The sequence below is a fragment of the Massilia niabensis genome (assembly GCF_042655085.1).
Taxonomy (GTDB): Bacteria; Pseudomonadota; Gammaproteobacteria; order Burkholderiales; family Burkholderiaceae_D; genus Telluria; species Telluria niabensis.
On record NZ_JBHSMU010000003.1, the window covers coordinates 215,663 to 232,710 of the forward strand.

At 65.3% G+C, this 17,048-nt stretch carries 15 protein-coding genes; 7 read left to right on the forward strand and 8 right to left on the reverse strand.

Features of this window, described 5'->3' with window-relative positions; translation table 11 throughout:
* Window positions 1-186 precede the first annotated feature (186 nt).
* Genes ACFPN5_RS01090 through xapA form a run of 4 tightly spaced genes read right to left on the reverse strand, consistent with a single transcriptional unit; the run spans window position 187 to window position 5,617 of the window.
* Complete coding sequence (locus tag ACFPN5_RS01090; protein ID WP_379779218.1) at window positions 187-2,577, reverse strand: aldehyde dehydrogenase family protein; 2,391 nt, start codon at window positions 2,575-2,577, stop codon at window positions 187-189.
* A gap of 18 nt (window positions 2,578-2,595) precedes the next feature.
* Window positions 2,596-3,552: a deoxyribose-phosphate aldolase gene (gene deoC, locus ACFPN5_RS01095; protein WP_379779220.1), complete on the reverse strand. Its 957-nt coding sequence runs from the start codon at window positions 3,550-3,552 to the stop codon at window positions 2,596-2,598.
* Window positions 3,549-4,742 (reverse strand): phosphopentomutase, encoded by a 1,194-nt coding sequence (locus ACFPN5_RS01100; protein WP_379779222.1) that lies wholly within the window; start codon window positions 4,740-4,742, stop codon window positions 3,549-3,551. Before ACFPN5_RS01100 ends, deoC begins: the two co-directional genes overlap by 4 nt.
* Window positions 4,743-4,762: 20 nt before the next feature.
* On the reverse strand, window positions 4,763-5,617 hold the full coding sequence (gene xapA / locus ACFPN5_RS01105; protein WP_379779224.1) for a xanthosine phosphorylase: 855 nt from the start codon (window positions 5,615-5,617) through the stop codon (window positions 4,763-4,765).
* A 317-nt stretch (window positions 5,618-5,934) separates the two neighbouring features.
* Here xapA and ACFPN5_RS01110 point away from each other — a divergent pair, with 317 nt between their 5' ends.
* Genes ACFPN5_RS01110 through ACFPN5_RS01120 form a run of 3 tightly spaced genes read left to right on the forward strand, consistent with a single transcriptional unit; the run spans window position 5,935 to window position 8,877 of the window.
* Complete coding sequence (locus tag ACFPN5_RS01110) at window positions 5,935-7,032, forward strand: carbohydrate kinase (RefSeq protein WP_379779226.1); 1,098 nt, start codon at window positions 5,935-5,937, stop codon at window positions 7,030-7,032.
* A 12-nt stretch (window positions 7,033-7,044) separates the two neighbouring features.
* Window positions 7,045-7,962, forward strand: a complete 918-nt coding sequence (locus tag ACFPN5_RS01115) for a pseudouridine-5'-phosphate glycosidase (RefSeq protein ID WP_379779228.1) — start codon at window positions 7,045-7,047, stop codon at window positions 7,960-7,962.
* Between the two features lie 12 nt (window positions 7,963-7,974).
* Entirely contained in the window at window positions 7,975-8,877 is a 903-nt protein-coding gene (locus ACFPN5_RS01120) for a LysR family transcriptional regulator (RefSeq protein ID WP_379779230.1), read from the forward strand.
* Between the two features lie 2 nt (window positions 8,878-8,879).
* Here ACFPN5_RS01120 and pcp read toward each other — a convergent pair whose 3' ends face one another.
* From pcp to ACFPN5_RS01135, 3 genes are read right to left on the reverse strand one after another with little or no spacing between them, the layout of a single operon-like run.
* Window positions 8,880-9,536 (reverse strand): pyroglutamyl-peptidase I, encoded by a 657-nt coding sequence (gene pcp, locus ACFPN5_RS01125; RefSeq protein ID WP_379779231.1) that lies wholly within the window; start codon window positions 9,534-9,536, stop codon window positions 8,880-8,882.
* A 13-nt stretch (window positions 9,537-9,549) separates the two neighbouring features.
* A complete protein-coding gene (locus ACFPN5_RS01130) occupies window positions 9,550-10,533 on the reverse strand; it encodes a DUF979 domain-containing protein (protein WP_379779233.1) in 984 nt (327 codons plus the stop codon).
* Complete coding sequence (locus tag ACFPN5_RS01135; protein ID WP_379779235.1) at window positions 10,530-11,222, reverse strand: DUF969 domain-containing protein; 693 nt, start codon at window positions 11,220-11,222, stop codon at window positions 10,530-10,532. Before ACFPN5_RS01135 ends, ACFPN5_RS01130 begins: the two co-directional genes overlap by 4 nt.
* Window positions 11,223-11,500: 278 nt before the next feature.
* Between ACFPN5_RS01135 and ACFPN5_RS01140 the strand changes: the two genes are divergently transcribed.
* Complete coding sequence (locus ACFPN5_RS01140; protein WP_379779237.1) at window positions 11,501-12,682, forward strand: SMP-30/gluconolactonase/LRE family protein; 1,182 nt, start codon at window positions 11,501-11,503, stop codon at window positions 12,680-12,682.
* 10 nt (window positions 12,683-12,692) lie between these two features.
* Here ACFPN5_RS01140 and ACFPN5_RS01145 read toward each other — a convergent pair whose 3' ends face one another.
* Window positions 12,693-12,995, reverse strand: a complete 303-nt coding sequence (locus ACFPN5_RS01145) for a YciI-like protein (protein ID WP_379779790.1) — start codon at window positions 12,993-12,995, stop codon at window positions 12,693-12,695.
* A gap of 175 nt (window positions 12,996-13,170) precedes the next feature.
* On the opposite strand from ACFPN5_RS01145, the gene ACFPN5_RS01150 reads away from it, so the two are divergent.
* From ACFPN5_RS01150 to ACFPN5_RS01160, 3 genes are all read left to right on the forward strand, one after another.
* On the forward strand, window positions 13,171-14,040 hold the full coding sequence (locus ACFPN5_RS01150) for an alpha/beta hydrolase (RefSeq protein WP_379779239.1): 870 nt from the start codon (window positions 13,171-13,173) through the stop codon (window positions 14,038-14,040).
* 352 nt (window positions 14,041-14,392) lie between these two features.
* A complete protein-coding gene (locus ACFPN5_RS01155; protein ID WP_379779241.1) occupies window positions 14,393-15,388 on the forward strand; it encodes a BMP family lipoprotein in 996 nt (331 codons plus the stop codon).
* A gap of 127 nt (window positions 15,389-15,515) precedes the next feature.
* The gene (locus ACFPN5_RS01160; protein WP_379779243.1) at window positions 15,516-17,045 is read left to right on the forward strand and encodes an ABC transporter ATP-binding protein; all 1,530 of its coding nucleotides are present in this window, start codon (window positions 15,516-15,518) and stop codon (window positions 17,043-17,045) included.
* Window positions 17,046-17,048 lie beyond the last annotated feature (3 nt).

The window sequence follows — 17,048 nt, forward strand, 5'->3', positions numbered from 1 at the left end:
TTGGTAGTGCTCAGCCGCTGACACATGAATAAAACGACGTAGGGTGGACGGCTCTGCCGTCCACGCGGTGATCGTTATCGGCTCCGCGTTCGTGCTCGAACCGGCATACGCCAACTACCACCGCGTGGACGGGGGACCCGTCCACCCTACCGGTCACGTTTTACACGTGACGGTCTTCATTTCAACTTAAACGCCGTATGGGATCCAGACATTCTTGACCTGGCTCGCGTGCTGCAGCACGGTGCGGCCGCAGGCCTGCTTCGCATCGAACCAGTCGCGGCCCTTGCCGCCGCCGACCCAGGTGCGCTTCAGGGTCTCGGACGACAGGCGCTCGACTTCGGCGCAGCCCTCGGCCGAACCGTCGTGGCGCCACACGGCATCGACGTCGCCGTGCGTCGCCAGCGTGCGCGCCAGCTCGTCAGCCGAACCGGTGACGATGTTCAGCGCGCCGCCCGGCAGGTCGGAGGTGTCCAGCACCTGGTACAGATCGAGCGCGGACAAAGGATGGGCTTCCGATGGCACAGCAACGACGCGGTTGCCCAGCGCCAGCGCAGGGGCGACCAGCGAGATGAAGCCCAGCAGCGGGTTCTCGTTCGGGCAGATCACGCCAATGACGCCGACCGGCTCGTTCAGCGCGACAGTGATGCCGTGCATCGGCGGCTGGTGGGCCTGGCCGTCGTACTTGTCGGCCCAGGCGGCCCAGTAGAACAGGCGCTCGATCGATGCCGCGACTTCGCGCTGCGGGTCGCGCACGCCGGTCATGGCGGCCAGGCGCGCTGCGAATTCCTCGGCACGCACGGCCAGGTTTTCGGCGATGTAGTACAGCACTTGGGCGCGGTTGTGTGCGGTGGCCTTCGACCAGCCGGCCGCCTTGTGCGCGGCTTCCACGGCGTTGCGGATGTCCTTGCGATTACCCTCGCCGATATCGGCCAGGAAAGCCCCATTCGCGCCATGGATCGCGCGGCTGTAGGCGCCGTCAGGGCGGGCCTGCTTGCCGCCGATGTACAGCTTGGCGGTGCGGTCGACGGCGAACGGGTTGCTGCCTTCGCTCTGGCGAACTTCAGCGCGGGTCGAACCGACTGCGGCAATGACCGGTGCGCTTGGGCGCGCATCTTCCGACAGCGGCGTCAGGTACTCGTACATGCCCTCTTTGCCGCCTTCGCGGCCAAAACCCGATTCCTTGTAGCCGCCGAAGCCGCAGGCCGCGTCGAACTGGTTGGCGGTGTTGATCCACACCACGCCGGCCTTGATCTGCGGCGCCACGTCCAGCGCCAGCGAAATCGATTCCGACCACACGCAGGCGGCGAGGCCGTACACGGTGTTGTTCGCCAGTTGCACCGCTTCGCCCGGGGTGCGGAAGCTCATGGCCACCAGCACTGGTCCGAAGATTTCGGTCTGGGCCACGGCGGCCGAGGTCGAGGCGCCGGTGATCAGGGTTGGCAGGTACCACGAGCCGGCAACCGGCGCTTCGCGGGCCGGCTGCCAGATTTCACAGCCTTCCGCACGGGCGGCTTCCACCAGGCCGTGGATGCGCTGCTGCTGCACCGGGTCGACCAGGGCGCCGATGTCGTTCGACTTATCGAGCGGCGAGCCGACGCGCAGGTTCTGCATGCGGGTCTTGACCTTGGCGATGAAGCGGTCGTAGATCGATTCCTGCACCAACAGGCGCGAGCCAGCGCAGCACACCTGCCCCTGGTTGAACCAGATCGAATCGACCAGGCCTTCGACGGCCGCGTCCAGGTCGGCGTCGTCGAACACGATGAAGGGCGATTTGCCGCCCAGTTCCAGCGACAGTTTCTTGCCGCTGCCCGCGGTGGCCTTGCAGATGATGCGGCCGACTTCGGTCGAGCCGGTAAAGGCCAGCTTGTCGATGCCAGGATGGTTCACGATCGCTTCACCCACGCGGCCGTCGCCGGTGACGATGTTGACCACGCCGGCAGGCACGCCGGCCTGCTGGCAGATCTCGGCGAACAGCAAGCTTGTCAACGAGGTGTACTCGGCCGGCTTGAAGACGATGGTGTTACCGGCGGCCAGCGCCGGCGCGATTTTCCATGCCAGCATCAGGACCGGGAAATTCCAGGGGACGATCTGCCCGACCACGCCCACGGCGCGGTAGTCGGCGAATTCTTCCGACTGCAGCTGGGCCCAGCCGGCGTGGTGGTAGAAGTGGCGCGCGGCCAGCGGCAAATCCGCATCGCGCGTTTCGCGGATGGTCTTGCCGTTGTCCAGCGTCTCGAGCACCGCGAACAGGCGCGCGTGGCGCTGCAGCAGGCGCGCGATCGCGTACATGACTTTCGCGCGGCCGTGGCCACCCATGGCGACCCAGCCCGGCTGCGCGCGGCGCGCGGCTTCCACTGCGCGGGTGACGTCGTCGCCCGTGGCTTGGGTCACCTGGGCCAGCTCGGAGCCATCGGCCGGGTTGTTCGAGGCGAAGGTCTCGGCGCCGTCAACCCACGCGTTGTCGATGAAGAGGCCGAAGCGGCGTCCATGCTGGTCCAGCCACGCCTGTGCTTCTTTGGTGCTTTCAGGTGCGGGGCCGTAATCCATAGTTTGCAAAATCTCGTTAATAGTTGGCATGACGAATCCGTTCGGTATTTAAGGTTGCGCGTGGCGATGTGCGGCCGAGTAGGCGCCGGTCACGTAGTGCTCGAGCTGGCGCTCGATGTCGGTCATCAGGCTCGAGGCGCCGATGCGGAACAGGTGCGGCTGCAGCCAGTCGTTGCCCAGCTCTTCCTTCATGACGGTCAGGTACTGCAAGGCGGACTTCGCGGTCGAGACGCCGCCGGCCGGCTTGTAGCCGACCTGGAAGCCTGTCTGCTCGTAGTATTCGCGGATCGCGCGCACCATCACCAGCGACACGGGAATCGTGGCGTTCACGCCTTCCTTGCCGGTCGAGGTCTTGATGAAGTCGGCGCCGGCCATCATGCAGACCCACGAGGCTTTCGCCACGTTGTCCAGCGTGACCAGATCGCCGGTGGCGAGGATGGCCTTCACGTGGGCGTCGCCGCAGGCCGCGCGGTAGGCCACCATCTCGTCGTACAGCGCCTGCCAGTTACCCGTCAACACATGCTGGCGCGTGATGACGATGTCGATCTCGGTGGCGCCCGCGGCAACCGACAATTCGATTTCGCGGATCTTGGTCTCGAGGCTCGACAGGCCGGCCGGGAACGCGGTCGACACGGCGGCGATCGGCAGGCGGCCCTGCAGGATCTTGACGGCCGGGGTGATCATCTCGTGGTAGACGCAGACGGCGCCGGTGGTCAGCGATTCCAGGCCCAGGGCCTGCATCAGGTCGGCGCGCAGCGGGCGCATTGCCTTCATGCACAGGCGCTCGACGCGGCCCGGGGTGTCGTCGCCACCAAGGGTGGTCAGGTCCATGCACTGCACGGCGCGGATCAGCCAGGCGGCCTGGTATTCCTTTTTCACCGTGCGGCGGTTCGCCAGGCTGGCGGCGCGGCGGTCGGCCGCATTGCGGTTGACCTTGATACTGTTCACCCAGCCGAGGTCGAGGCCGACGGCGGTATTACGTTTGAAGTCCAGGTTCTGGGTCATAGCAGTGCGGTTCCGTTGGAAAGGGGTTTGACGCCGAGGTGCTTGGCAAGCGTGGCGCCGATGTCGGAGAAGGTGTTTGCGATCGGCAACGCCTGCGGCGCCACGTTCGGGCCGAAGAAGATCATCGGGATGTGTTCGCGCGTGTGGTCAGAGCCGGGCGCGGTCGGGTCGCAGCCGTGGTCGGCGGTGATGACGACCAGGTCGCCATCCTTCAGTTTTGCCATGAACTCGGGCAGGCGCGCGTCCAGCTCGTGCAGGGCGTTCGAATAGCCGGCGACGTCGCGGCGGTGGCCGAAGTGCATGTCGAAGTCGACGAAGTTCACGAAACTGAGCGACTTGGCTGGCGCCTCGTCGGCCACTTCCAGCAGGCGGTCGAACAGCGCCATGTTGTCCACGCCTTTTACCAGGCGCGTGACGCCCTGCGCGGCGAAGATGTCGCTGATTTTGCCCAGCGCGATGACTTCGCCGCCTTCGTTTTTCACGTGGTCGAGCAGCGTCGGCGCGGTCGGCGGCACGGCGTAGTCGTGGCGGTTCGAAGTGCGCTTGTACTTGCCGTTCTCGCCGAGGAAGGGACGCGCGATCACGCGGCCGATGTTGTACGGCTTGACCAGCTCATAGGCTGCTTCGCAGACTTCGTACAGGCGATCGAGACCAAAATGCTCTTCGTGCGCGGCGATCTGCAGCACCGAGTCGGCCGAGGTGTACAGGATCGGCTTGCCGCTGGCGACGTGCTCGTCACCGAGTTCGTCGATGATCGTGGTGCCCGAGGCGTGGCAGTTGCCGAGCCAGCCGGGAACGCCAGTGAGCTCTTGCAGCTTGTCGGTCAACTCTTGCGGGAAGGACGGCACCGTCTTCGGAAAATAACCCCAGTCGAACAGCACCGGCACGCCGGCGATTTCCCAGTGGCCGCTCTGCGTGTCCTTGCCGGTCGACTGTTCGCGGGCGACGCCCCAGGCGCCGGTGAAGCCTTCGCGCTTTTCAAACCCGGCGGCCCATTCGCCGCTGGCCTTGTGGGCGGCAGCAGCCAGGCCCAGGCGCTCGAGGTTCGGCAGCAACATCGGCTTGCCTTCTTTCGCGGCCCATTCGGCGATGTGGCCGAAGGTGTTGGCGCCGGTGTCGCCGTATTTGTCGGCGTCGGGCAGCGCGCCCAGGCCGAACGAGTCAAGCAGGAGGATGAATGCGCGTGACATGTGTGCTCGCCTTGAGTGAATTAAGCCGCGACCGGGTTTGCAGCACGTGGAATCGAACCCAGGCGCTCGGTAAACGAGTGGATCAGGGTGACCAGGTCTTTCGCGGCGATGGCCGCGTACTTCAGGGTCTGCTCGTGCGACAGCGCGAACGGGCTCAAGCCTTCTGCCAGGTTGGTGATCGCCGAGATGCCGACGACCTTCAGGCCGCAGTGGCGCGCCGAGATCACTTCCGGCACCACCGACATGCCGACGACATCCGCGCCGAGCGTGCGGAAGGCGCGGATTTCGGCGGCGGTCTCGAAGTTCGGGCCCGGCGCTGCCAGGTAGACGCCTTCGGCGACGGCGATGTTCTTCTCTACCGCGGTGGCCTTCACCAGCTCGCGCAGTTCGGCGTCGTAGGCGTTGGCCATGCTGAAGAAGCGCGGGCCGAAACGGTCGTCGTTCGGGCCGGCCATCGGGCTGCCAGGCAGCAGGTTGATGTGGTCGGTGAGGACGACGACGCTGCCTGCGTCGACTTCCGCGCGCAGCGAGCCGGCGGCGTTCGTCACCAGCAGCATCTCGCAGCCAAGCAGTTTGAAAGTGCGCACGGCGGAAGTCATCACGTTGGCGCCGTAGCCTTCGTAGAAGTGGCCGCGGCCCTTCATGCAGACCACCGGCACGCCGGCCAGGGTCCCGAGCACCAGTTCGCCCGCGTGGCCGTGCACGGTGCTGATCGGGAAGCCCGGCAGTTCGCTGTAGCTGATCGAGACCGCGTCCGTCATCTGCTCGGCCAATACGCCGAGGCCGGAACCGAGGATCATCGCCACGCGCGGCGCAAACCCTGGCTTACGGGCGCGAATGATGTCGGCGGCTTCGAATGGAGTATTGCTGGACATGAGGTTTCCTTCTGTTGAATCTGGTCGATGAATTGGGCAATGAGGAGGCGGTCGTGCGGGCTGCTGCGGCATCGGCCCGGCACCGCGAGAGACGGGCGCCGATAAGCCATGAATAACCTGAACTATGCATTATCCCGGATATGTATGGCAAATACCATTTCTCTTGCTCATTTATACGACACGCAAATAAATGGCCATAAATTTAGCGTAGCGCTCGGTAGACAGATGGCTACAATCAGGTAAAGCTGACAAATGTGTGGACGGCAACTAAACATTTGTCTATGATCATATAACATTTGTTGAATAGTGCCCCGACCGTGACTGAACTCTCGAAAAAAGAACAGTTGTACGAGCTGATCCGCGCCAATCCTTTCATTGCGCAGCAGGATCTCGCCGCCGAACTCGGCCTCTCGCGCTCGGCGGTGGCGGGCTATATCGCCACCCTCGTGCGCGAACGCCGCCTGCTGGGGCGTGCCTATGTGCTGCCCGACCAGCGGCCGATCCTGTGCGTGGGCGCCGCCAACCTCGACCGCAAGCTGCGCGCCACCGGCCCGCTGGCGATGGGCAGCTCGAACCCGGCTTCCGGTATCGAGTCGTTCGGCGGCGTCGCCCGCAACATCGCCGAGAACCTGGCGCGCATGGGCGCGGCGGTCTCGCTCATTACGGCGGTCGGCAACGATACGTCCGGGCGCGCCCTGCTCACCCACGCCGAGAGCGTCGGCATCGATGTACGCGGTGCCCTGAAACTCGACGACGCCGGCAGCGGCACCTACACGGCGGTGCTCGATGCCGACGGCCAGATGGTCGTGGCGCTGGCCGACATGGCGCTGTACGGCCGCATCACCCCGGCCTTCCTCGACATGCGCCAGCAGCAGCGCGCCGGCGCCTCGCTGATCGTGGCCGACCTGAACCTGCCGATGGAGGCCATCGCCACGCTGCAGCGCGATGCCGCGCAGGGCGGCGTGTCGGTGGTCCTGGTCGCGGTCTCGGAACCGAAGATGAACCGCCTGCCGCAGTCGCTCGAAGGCGTACGCCTGCTGATACTGAACGCAGGCGAACTGGCCGCGCGCGTTGGCCGCACCTTGAACGACGACGCCGGGCTGGCCGCGGCCTGCCGCGAACTGCAGGCGCAAGGCGCACAGGACGTGATCGTCACGCTGGGCGTGCGTGGCGTGCTGTTCACCTGCCCCGGCGGCGTCGAGCATCTCGCGGCGCCGCCGGCCTCCGTGGTCGACGTCACCGGCGCCGGCGACGCCTTTGCCGCCGCGGTGTGCCTGTCGCTGCACGGCGGCGGCAACGACCTGACGCTGGCCTGCCGCCGCGGCCTGCAGCTCGCCGCGATGACCATCGCCTGCCGCGAGACGGTCTGCCCGCAACTGGCGCCCGATACCTTCGGCGCCCTCACCCCAGCCTAATTTGGATTCACCATGCAATCGTTCCTCCTGTTCTCCCCCGAAGTGGCCGCCGCCCGTAACGCCGGCCTCCCCGTCGTCGCCCTCGAGTCGACCATCATCTCGCACGGCATGCCCTACCCGCAAAACGTCCAGACCGCGCGCGAAGTCGAGCAGATCATCCGCGACGCAGGCGCGGTGCCGGCGACGATCGCCATCATGGACGGCAAGATCTGCATCGGCCTGTCCGACGAGCAGCTGGAACAGCTCGGTACCGCTCCGGACGCCATCAAGGTGAGCCGGCGCGACCTGGCCTATGTGCTGTCGCAGCGCCTGTTGGGCGCGACCACGGTGGCGGCGACCATGATTTGCGCGCAACTGGCCGGCATCGAGGTGTTCGTCACCGGCGGCATCGGCGGCGTGCACCGCGGCGCAGAGACCAGCTTCGACATCTCGGCCGACCTGCAGGAACTGGCACACACCAGCGTGGCGGTCGTGTGCGCCGGCGTCAAATCCATCCTCGACATCGGCCTGACCCTCGAATACCTGGAAACCCACGGCGTGCCGACCGTGAGCGTTGGCCAGCCGGGCTTCCCGGCCTTCTTCACCCGCGAAAGCGGCTTCAACGCCGACTTCCAGCTCGACAGCGCGGAGAGCCAGGCGAACTTCATCCGTACCAAGTGGCAGCTGGGCATGGCCGGCGGTGTGGTGCTCGCCAATCCGGTGCCGGAGCAAGCCGCGATGCCCAAGGAGGAGATCGACCGCATCACCGAGCAGGCGCTGCTTGAGGCGGCGCAGCAGGGCGTGGTCGGCAAGAAGGTCACGCCCTTCCTGCTGGCACGCATCAAGGAACTGACCGCGGGGCGCAGCCTCGTCACCAACATCGCGCTGGTCAAGCACAACGCGCTGGTCGGCTCGCGCCTGGCCGTGGCCCTGGCGGCGCACGCGGCTTAAGACGCTTACTCCATGTCGATCGACCTGAAACAGCTGAAATACTTCCTCGCCGTGGCCGAGGAAAAAAGCTTCAGCCGCGCCGCCGAGCGCCTGCACATTTCGCAACCGCCCCTGTCCCAGCAGATCATGAAGCTGGAGTCCGAACTCGGCGTGCGCCTGTTCGCGCGCACCACGCGCAGCTTCGAGCTGACCGTGGCCGGCAAGGCGCTGATGGTGGAAGCGTCCGAGCTGCTGGGCCGCATGCGCATGACGATCGACACCATCCGCCAGATCGACCGCGGCGAAGTCGGGCGCCTGCGCGTGGGCATCGTCGGTTCGGCGATGTGGGGCCCGATCCCGAGCCTGCTGGAACGCTTCCAGACCGAATTCCCGCGCGTGACCTGGACCCTGCACGAATCGGGCCCCGACCAGCAGTTCGAGGCGCTGCGCTCGAAGCAGATCGACGTCGGCTTCTGGCGCGAGCCTCGTCTCGACGACGAGGACCTGAAGGCCGCCAACCTGCGCCAGGAACTGTGCTTTCGCGAGAACGTCTGCGTCGCCGTGCACAAGGGCCACGCGCTGGCGCGGCGCGATGCGATCGAGCTGATCGACATCGCGCAGGAACCAATGCTGTCCCTGCACCTGAACCAGTCGGCCGAGCCGCGTTACCTGATCGGGTGCTGCATCAACGCCGGCTTCCAGCCGGCCATCTTCCAGGAAGCGGCCGAGCCGCAAACTTTATTGGCGATGGTCGGCGCCGGGCTGGGCGTGGCCCTGATGCCGGAGACGACCAGCCGCATCGGCTGGCCGGGGGTGGTGTTCCTGCCGATCCGGACCAATCCGCCGTCGGCAAATTTGTACATCAGCTATACGAGCCAGGACGATGCGCCGGTGGTCAGGGCGTTTTTGAAGATTTTGAAGCCGGACGGGGATTGAGGTTAGTGGGTAGCTCCACCGCCCACAGCCACGTCATTCCCACCCCGCACCGCCACCTCCACCGCCACCCGCAACCCTTCGACGATCTCCGCCAATGGCATCGACGGCGCGTCAGGAAACGCCGCCGCCTGCTCGGGCAGGTAGGGCACGTGGATGAACCCGCCCGTGATCTTGCCCGTGAGCGCGCTGCCGTCGATATGGTTCATCAGCCCGTAAAACACGTGGTTGCACACGAAGGTGCCTGCCGTCTGCGAGACCGAGGCCTTCAGGCCGCGCTCGCGCATCGCGGCGACGATGGCCTTGACCGGCAGCGTCGCAAAATAGGCCGCCGGCCCGCCGGCCACGATCGGCGCGTCGACCGGCTGCTGCTTGTCGTTGTCGAGGATCGGCGCGTCGTCGACATTGATCGCCACCCGCTCGACCGTCAGGTCGGCGCGCCCACCGGCCTGGCCGACGCAGATCACGATACTCGGCTTCATCTCGTCGATCGCGCCGCGCAGGACGCGGTTGGCCATGCCGAACACGCACGGCAGCTGCAGCACTTCCACGAAAAAGCTGTCGCCGTTCCAGCCCTTGAGCGCGCGCACCGCTTCCCAGGCCGGGTTGATGGTCGCTCCATTGAACGGCTCGAATCCAGTCAGCAGCACAGTTTTTTTCATGGCTATCGCTTAGTTAAGAAAAATTCATGAGGAAGTAGAGGAGGACGATGTTGGCTGCCAGCAGCGGCAGCGCCGTCGGGATTTGCGCCTTGATCACAGCGTTTTTGTCGGGCAACTCCAGCAAGGCCGCGGGGACGATATTAAAGTTCGCCGCCATCGGCGTCATTAAGGTACCGCAATACGCACTGAACATTCCGATGGCAGCCATCACTGCCGGGTTCGCATCGTACTGTCCGACCAGCACCGGCACGCCGATACCGCTGGCAATCACGGGGAAGGCGGCAAAGCCATTGCCCATGATGACCGTGAACAGCGCCATGCCGATGCAGTACAGCGCCACGGCCGTGAACCGCGAGTCGGCGTCGAACCAGGTGGTCGTCACCGCGGCCACTGCCTTGCCGACGCCGGCTTCAGTAAACAATAGCCCGAGCACGGCCAGCATGTGTGGCAGCGTCACCGCCCAGCTCATGGCGTCGACCAGGCGCCGCGCTTCGCGCAGGCTTTGCACGGGGGTGGCGCGGGTCAGCCAGCAGGCCGCGCCGATGGCCAGCAGCGAACCGAGGCCCAGGCTGGCCAGCGTCAGGTGCGCCTTGTCGAACAACGCCAGTTCGCCAATCTGCACGTCTTTCAGCAGCGTCGCGCCGAGCACCGTGACAACCGGGATCACCAGCGCCGGCAGGAACAGGCGATTGCCCAGGCGCGCGGCGCTGGCGCGGCGCTCGGGCTCAGCCAGGGTGCCGTGCTTGCCCGGTTTGACGAGGCCACAGCCGGCCAGCAGCGCCATCGCCAGCATGATGGCGCCGGCCAGCGCCGGGGCCATGAAGTCGCCGAGCAGATACACCGAGGCATACAGCCCCCAGAACAGGCTCGACGTAAAACGGCGCGGATGGGCGCGGTCGAAGGCGGTGAGCAGCGCGACGAAGGCCAGCAGCAGGCCGACCAGCAGGTACAGGAAAGGTAAGGAAAAGATCGAAGACGGGATTGGCAAAGGCGTCACTTGCCTTCCCCTTCGCGGCGAATCGCCACATCCAGCCGGCGCAGGTTCCAGCTATGGATGATGAAGGCGCACACCGCCGTCGGGATGCCCCACATCGCCATGTGCAGCGGATCGACTTCGATCCCTTCGGCGCGCAGGATGGTCTGCATCAGCACGATCGCCCCGAAAGCCACGAAGATGTCCTCGCCGAAGAACAGGCCGACGTTGTCGGTGGCCGCCGCCATCGCGCGGATGCGGTAGCGCAGCTTGTCGGAGATCTTGCCGTTGCGGGCCTCGGCGGCGCCTTCGGCCAGCGGCGCGACCAGCGGACGCACCATCGATGGTTGACCGCCCAGACTGGTGAGGCCGGCCGCGGCCGAGGTCTCGCGCAGGAACAGGTAGACGATCAGCAAGCGCCCGCTGGTGGCCGAGCGGATCTTCGCGATGCTGGCCATCGCATGCTCTTTCAGGCCGAAGCGCTCCAGCAGGCCGACCGCGGCCAGCGGCAGCAGCAGCACCAGCGGCAGGTTGCGGGTTTTCAGGAAAGCCGTGCCGAGCGACTCGAGCACGTGCATGAACGGCATCGCGGCGGCGGCGCCGGTCACGCCGCAGGCAGCGACCACCACCAGCACGGGGTTGGCACGCAGCAGGAAGCCGGCGGCGATGACGGCCACGCCCAGCAGCGGCCACAGGTTGACAACGGTTTGCATGCACTCTCCTGCCCGGATTGAATAGCCGGGCAAGTGTAACCGAAGGGAGCTTGCAGCTGCGAAACAAAACGGCCGGCTACGCCGTGGACCGGACTCGCAGCGCAATGCGACTCGCCAAGGCGGTACGCATGGACAGATACAGGACATGTGGCGTACGCTTGTCGCGTGTTCCACACGTCCACCTGCGCACGCTTGATCGGGCTCATATATTGCGGACACCTGCTGATTAATCTCGGTGGAATAAAGGCGGGATGCCCTGCCACTTTCAAGGAGACGCCATGCCCCTCCCAACTGTGCTTCAGGCCCTGCGCCGGTCTGCGTTGCGGCTTTCCCGGCGGCTCGGTCCCCTCATGCTGTGCGCCGCGCTGGCTGCCTGCGGTGGCGGCGTGTCGGTCGGCCTCGGCTACACCGATTTCGATGATGACGACGACAGGCCGCACGGCCCGGGCCCCGACCGCCCGCCTGCCGAGACGGGCGTCTTCCTGATTGCCGGCGGCTTGTGCCCGCAGTGCGGCGGCTCGCAGGACGGATCCGGTTCGAACGCCCGTTTCGACGGGCCCGAAGGCATCGTCGCCGCTCCCGACGGCAACCTGTACGTCGCCGAAAGGAACAGCGCCACGATCCGCAAGGTGTCCGAGCAAGGGGTGGCGGTCACGCTGGCGGGCATTGCGGGTGCCATCGGCAGCCAGGACGGCGCCGGCTCGGCAGCGCGCTTCAACACGCCAACCCGCCTCGAGGTGGATGCCGGCGGCAACCTGTACGTGACCGACACCGGCAACTCGACGATCCGGCAGATCAGCGCCGCCGGCGCCGTGACCACCCTCGCCGGTGCGCCCGGCCAGTGCAGCAGCCTTGATGGCAATGGCGGCGCTGCGCGCTTCTGCTCGCCCCAGGGCATCACGCTCGACCGCCAGGGCAACCTGTACGTGGCCGATACGCTGAACCACACCATCCGCCGCATCGACCGCGCCAACAACGTCACCACGATCGCCGGCGTCGCCGGTTCCTGCGGCAGCAGCGACGGCCGCGGCAATGCGGCGCGCTTCTGCGAGCCGCAGGATATCGAGGTGGATGAAGACGGCTGGCTGTACGTGGCCGATACGGCCAATTCGACGATCCGCGAAATCTCGCCCTCGGGCGAGGTGCGCACCCTGGCCGGGGCGGCCGGGCAATGCGGCAGCGCCGACGGCGCACCCGGGGCGGCGCGTTTCTGCCGGGCGGCGGGGCTGACGATCGACGGCGCCGGCAACCTGTTCGTGGCCGATACCGGCAACGGCACCATCCGGCGCATCGGCACCAACGGGGCGGTCAGCACGGTCACCGGGGTGGCGGGCAGCCAGAGCAACGTACTCGGCCCCCTGCCCGGCGGGCTGAATGCTCCGCGCGGAATCGCCGTCCTCGGCGCCAATACGCTGGCGGCGACCACGCAGCACCTGGTGTTGAAACTGGTGCCGCGCTGATCCCTGGCCGTTAGTCCGGGCGCACCGGATTGGTGGCGATGTCGCCCACCGTCGTATTCCAGCGACGCACGTGGAAGGCGCGTACGAGACCGTTGGTCACATAGGGGTCTTTTGCTGCGAAGAGTTGGGGCGTCTCGGCGCTGTCGCAGTTAAACAGCAGCAGCGCCCGGTCGGCGGGGTCGTCGAGCGCACCGGCGAGCACCATCTCGCCGCGCTCCTGTGCTTCCCACGCCAGTTTCAGGTGCTCGTTGCGAAATTCGGCGCGGCGTTCGAGGTAATCGGGGGCGAGATCGTAGGTCAGCAGGAAATGCACGGCGGTTCCTTGTTGGATGAGCAATGAACCAGCAATCTTACCTGAACCAGGCGCGCGCACACGACGAACGGAGCCTGTAGTAAAAAGCATACTTTCGCACCGACCAACACTCATGCTGCAATGCATGGCGACATGGCGCACAGAACGTTTCGTACTGCCGCGTTAGACTGGGGCCATGAACACTTCCAAAAAAATGGCGGCGGGGATGGCGGGCTTTGCCAGCGTGTTGTGGCTGGGCCTGACGGCTGCGATTGCCGCCAACCAGCGCCGCCTGGTGTTCAACCCGACCATCGTCCCGGAAGTGGCCAGTCCGCGCAGCGCCGGCCACCGCACCCGCCCGATCGTCCTGCGCGCCAAGGACGGCACCCGCCTGTGCGGCTGGCTGATGACGCCGCGTACGCCCGGCCCCCGCCCTGCGGTGCTGTATTTCGGCGGCCGCTCCGAAGAAGTCTCCTGGGTCGTGCGCGATGCCGGCAACCTGTTCCCGAACATGACCGTGCTGGCAATGAACTACCGCGGTTACGGCAATTCCCACGGCGACCCGGCCGAAACCCTGATGATCGACGATGGCTGCACGCACTACGACTGGCTCGCCTCCCTCGGCCAGGTCGACGCCCGGCGCATCGCGATCGTCGGCCGCAGCCTGGGTTCGGGCGTCGCAGTGCAGGTTGCCAAGGAACGGACGGCGCACTCGGTCGTCCTGATCACGCCATACGATTCGATCCTGGCCATCGCCAAGCGCAAGTTCCGCGCGATGCCGATCGAATACATGCTGCGCCACCGCTTCGAATCGATCAAGCATGCCCCCTCGCTCATGGTGCCCACCTACGTGCTGCGCGCCGAGCGTGACGACATCGTGCCGCATTCGCATACCGACCAGCTGTGCGAAAAGCTCGCCAACCTGATCCTCGACGAGATCGTGCCCGGCTCCGACCATCTCACCATCCCCTACCTGGAAGCGACGCAGACCCGGATCGCGGCCTTTCTCGCGATGCGTTTCAGCGCCCCGCTGCTGCCGCCCCAACTGATTGAAACTGTGGCTTGATGGAAAAAAATTGCCGAAACTTGTAGGCATTTATATTTCCACCGAATAAATAGCCAAGTAAAATCGTATTTGCCTTGCATCCGTGGACTGATGCATATTTGGCAGGCTGAGCTCCGTGGTGCCCTACAGCCCTTGGCTGGCACTTTTCTCGACGCTTGCTGTTGCGATGACGCGACATCCGCGCACGCACTGGCGCCCAGGAAGGGCTTCGATACAAATGGTAACCGTATGAAATGTCCCGGGCTGACACAATCCGGACGGCAGCGCCGCCGTATCGAGCCTTGCCTCTAGGCCGCCCCTCCCAACGCAGCCGTTGCGCCGGGTACAATATCGAAATTCCAGGAGCTAATTCATGAAATTCAAGCAACTCAGCATGACCATTGCGGCGCTGTGCGTCGCCGGCGGCGCAGTCGCAGCGAATCCGAAACTGGCCATCGTCTATGACGCCGGCGGCAAGTTCGACAAATCGTTCAACCAGTCCGCTTTCGAAGGCGCTGAGCGCTTCAAGAAAGAAACCAAGGTGTCGTACATCGAAGTCCAGGCCAACAGCGACACGCAAGCGGAGCAGGTAATGCGCGGCCTGGCGCGCAAGAAGGTCGACATGATCGCCGCGATCGGTTTCTCGCAAACCCAGGCCGTGGCCAAGGTCGCCAAGGAATTCCCGAACGTGAAGTTCGTGCTGATCGACTCGATCGCACCGGGCGCGAACGTGAACTCGATCATGTTCAAGGAACAGGAAGGCTCCTACCTGGTCGGCGTCGCCGCGGCGATGGCCTCGAAATCGAAGAAGATCGGTTTCGTCGGCGGCATGGACATCCCGCTGATCCGCGCGTTCGCCTGCGGCTACGGCCAGGGCGCCAAGGCGCAGCAGCCGAAGATCGAGATCATGCAGAACATGGTCGGCACCACCAGCGCTGCCTGGAACGACCCGGCCAAGGGCGGCGAGCTGGCACGCCAGCAGTTCGACCGCGGCGCCGACGTCGTGTTCGCAGTGGCCGGCGGTTCGGGCATGGGCGCCTTGCAGATGGCCAAGGAAAAAGGCAAGCTGGCCATCGGCGTCGATTCGAACCAGAACTACCTGCATCCGGGCTCGATGCTGACCTCGATGGTCAAGCGCGTCGACCTCGCCGTCTACGACTCGTTCATGCAAGTCAAGAACGGCACCTGGAAAGCCGGCGTCACCCACAAGGGCCTGAAGGAAGGCGGCGTGGACTGGGTGCTGGACAAGGACAACCGCAAGGTCGTCAGCCCGGAGATCGAAAAGCGCGTCAATGGCGTGAAGGCCGACATCATCAATGGCAAGATCAAGGTCATCGACTACCGCGCCGCAAGCCGCTGCCCGGTCTAATTTTTCCCTGGTTTTTAGCTAAAAGCGCGCCGCGTCGGATTTCCGGCGCGGCGCGCTTTTAAATGCATTCATCGTGAATGCATTGATCCTTAAATAAATACATTCACTTTCTTCACTACTGATCGCTATGCAGCCAGCCGTAGAATTTCGCAACATAAGCAAGGCCTTCGGGCCGGTGCAAGCGAACGCTGACGTCAGCTTCTCGATCGCCAAGGGCTCGATCCATGGCGTCATCGGGGAGAACGGCGCCGGCAAATCCACCTTGATGAGCATCCTGTACGGCTATTACAACGCCGACAGCGGCCAGCTCCTGATCGACGGCCAGGCGCGCACGATCCGCACCAGCCACGAAGCCATCGATCTCGGCATCGGCATGGTGCACCAGCACTTCATGCTGGTCGAAAACATGACCGTGCTCGACAACGTGATGCTCGGCGCCGAAGGCGGCTTCAAGCTGGCAGGCAAGCGCAAGGAAGTCGAAAAGGAGTTGCGCGAGATCTGCACGCGCTACCGCCTCGATGTCGACCCGCTGGCCACGATCCACGACCTGTCGGTCGGCGCCCAGCAGCGCGTCGAGATCCTGAAACAGATCTACCGCAGTGCCAACATCCTCATCCTGGACGAGCCGACCGCCGTGCTGACGGCCCAGGAAACGGCCTCGCTGTTCGAAATCCTGCGCCTGTTCAAGGACCAGGGCAAGACCATCATCCTGATCACCCACAAGCTGCAGGAGATCATGGACATCACCGACCAGGTGACGGTGCTGCGCGCCGGCCGTGTGTCGGGCGCCGTCGCGACCCGCGACACCTCGAAAGAGCAGCTGGCCAACATGATGGTCGGCCGCCCGATCGAGGGACATTTGCCGCGCAAGCCCTTCAACCCGGGTGCGCCGGTGCTGAAGGTATCGAAGCTGCAGCTGCAGGACGCGAATAAAGTCCAGCTGCTGGCCGATATCGACCTCACCGTGCGTGCCGGCGAGATCGTCGCCATCGCCGGCGTCTCCGGCAACGGCCAGAGCGAGCTGATGGAAATTCTGTCGGGCATGCGCCTGCCGACTTCCGGCCAGGTCGAACTCGAAGGAAAAGCCCTGCACGACAAGCGCCGCGCCAATGCGGACGGCCTGCCCGCCACCTTCCGCGAGCTCGGCATCGGCCACGTGCCGGAAGACCGCCTGCGCGATGGCGTGATCAAGGACTTCTCCGTGATGCAAAACACCGTGTTCGGCTACCAGGAGCGCGTGAAGAACCGCTGGGGCCTGTTCGACTTCGACGCGATTGCCAAGCGCTGCGCTCACCTGCTGCAGGCTTTCGATGTGCGCCCGAACAATCCGGACCTGCGCATCGGCCTGCTCTCTGGCGGCAACCAGCAAAAGGTCGTGATCGCGCGCGAGGTGTCGGCCCAGCCGAAACTGATGCTGGTCGGCCAGCCGACCCGCGGCGTCGACATCGGCACCATCGAATCGATCCACACCCAGCTGCTGCGCCTGCGCGACGAAGGCGTGGCGATCCTGCTGGTGTCCGTGGAGCTGGAAGAAGTGCGCGCCCTGGCCGACCGCATCGTAGTCATGTCGGGCGGGCGCATCACCGGCGAACTGAATATCGACGAATTCGACACCACCCGCATCGGCCTCCTGATGGGCGGCATGCACAAGTCATGACAC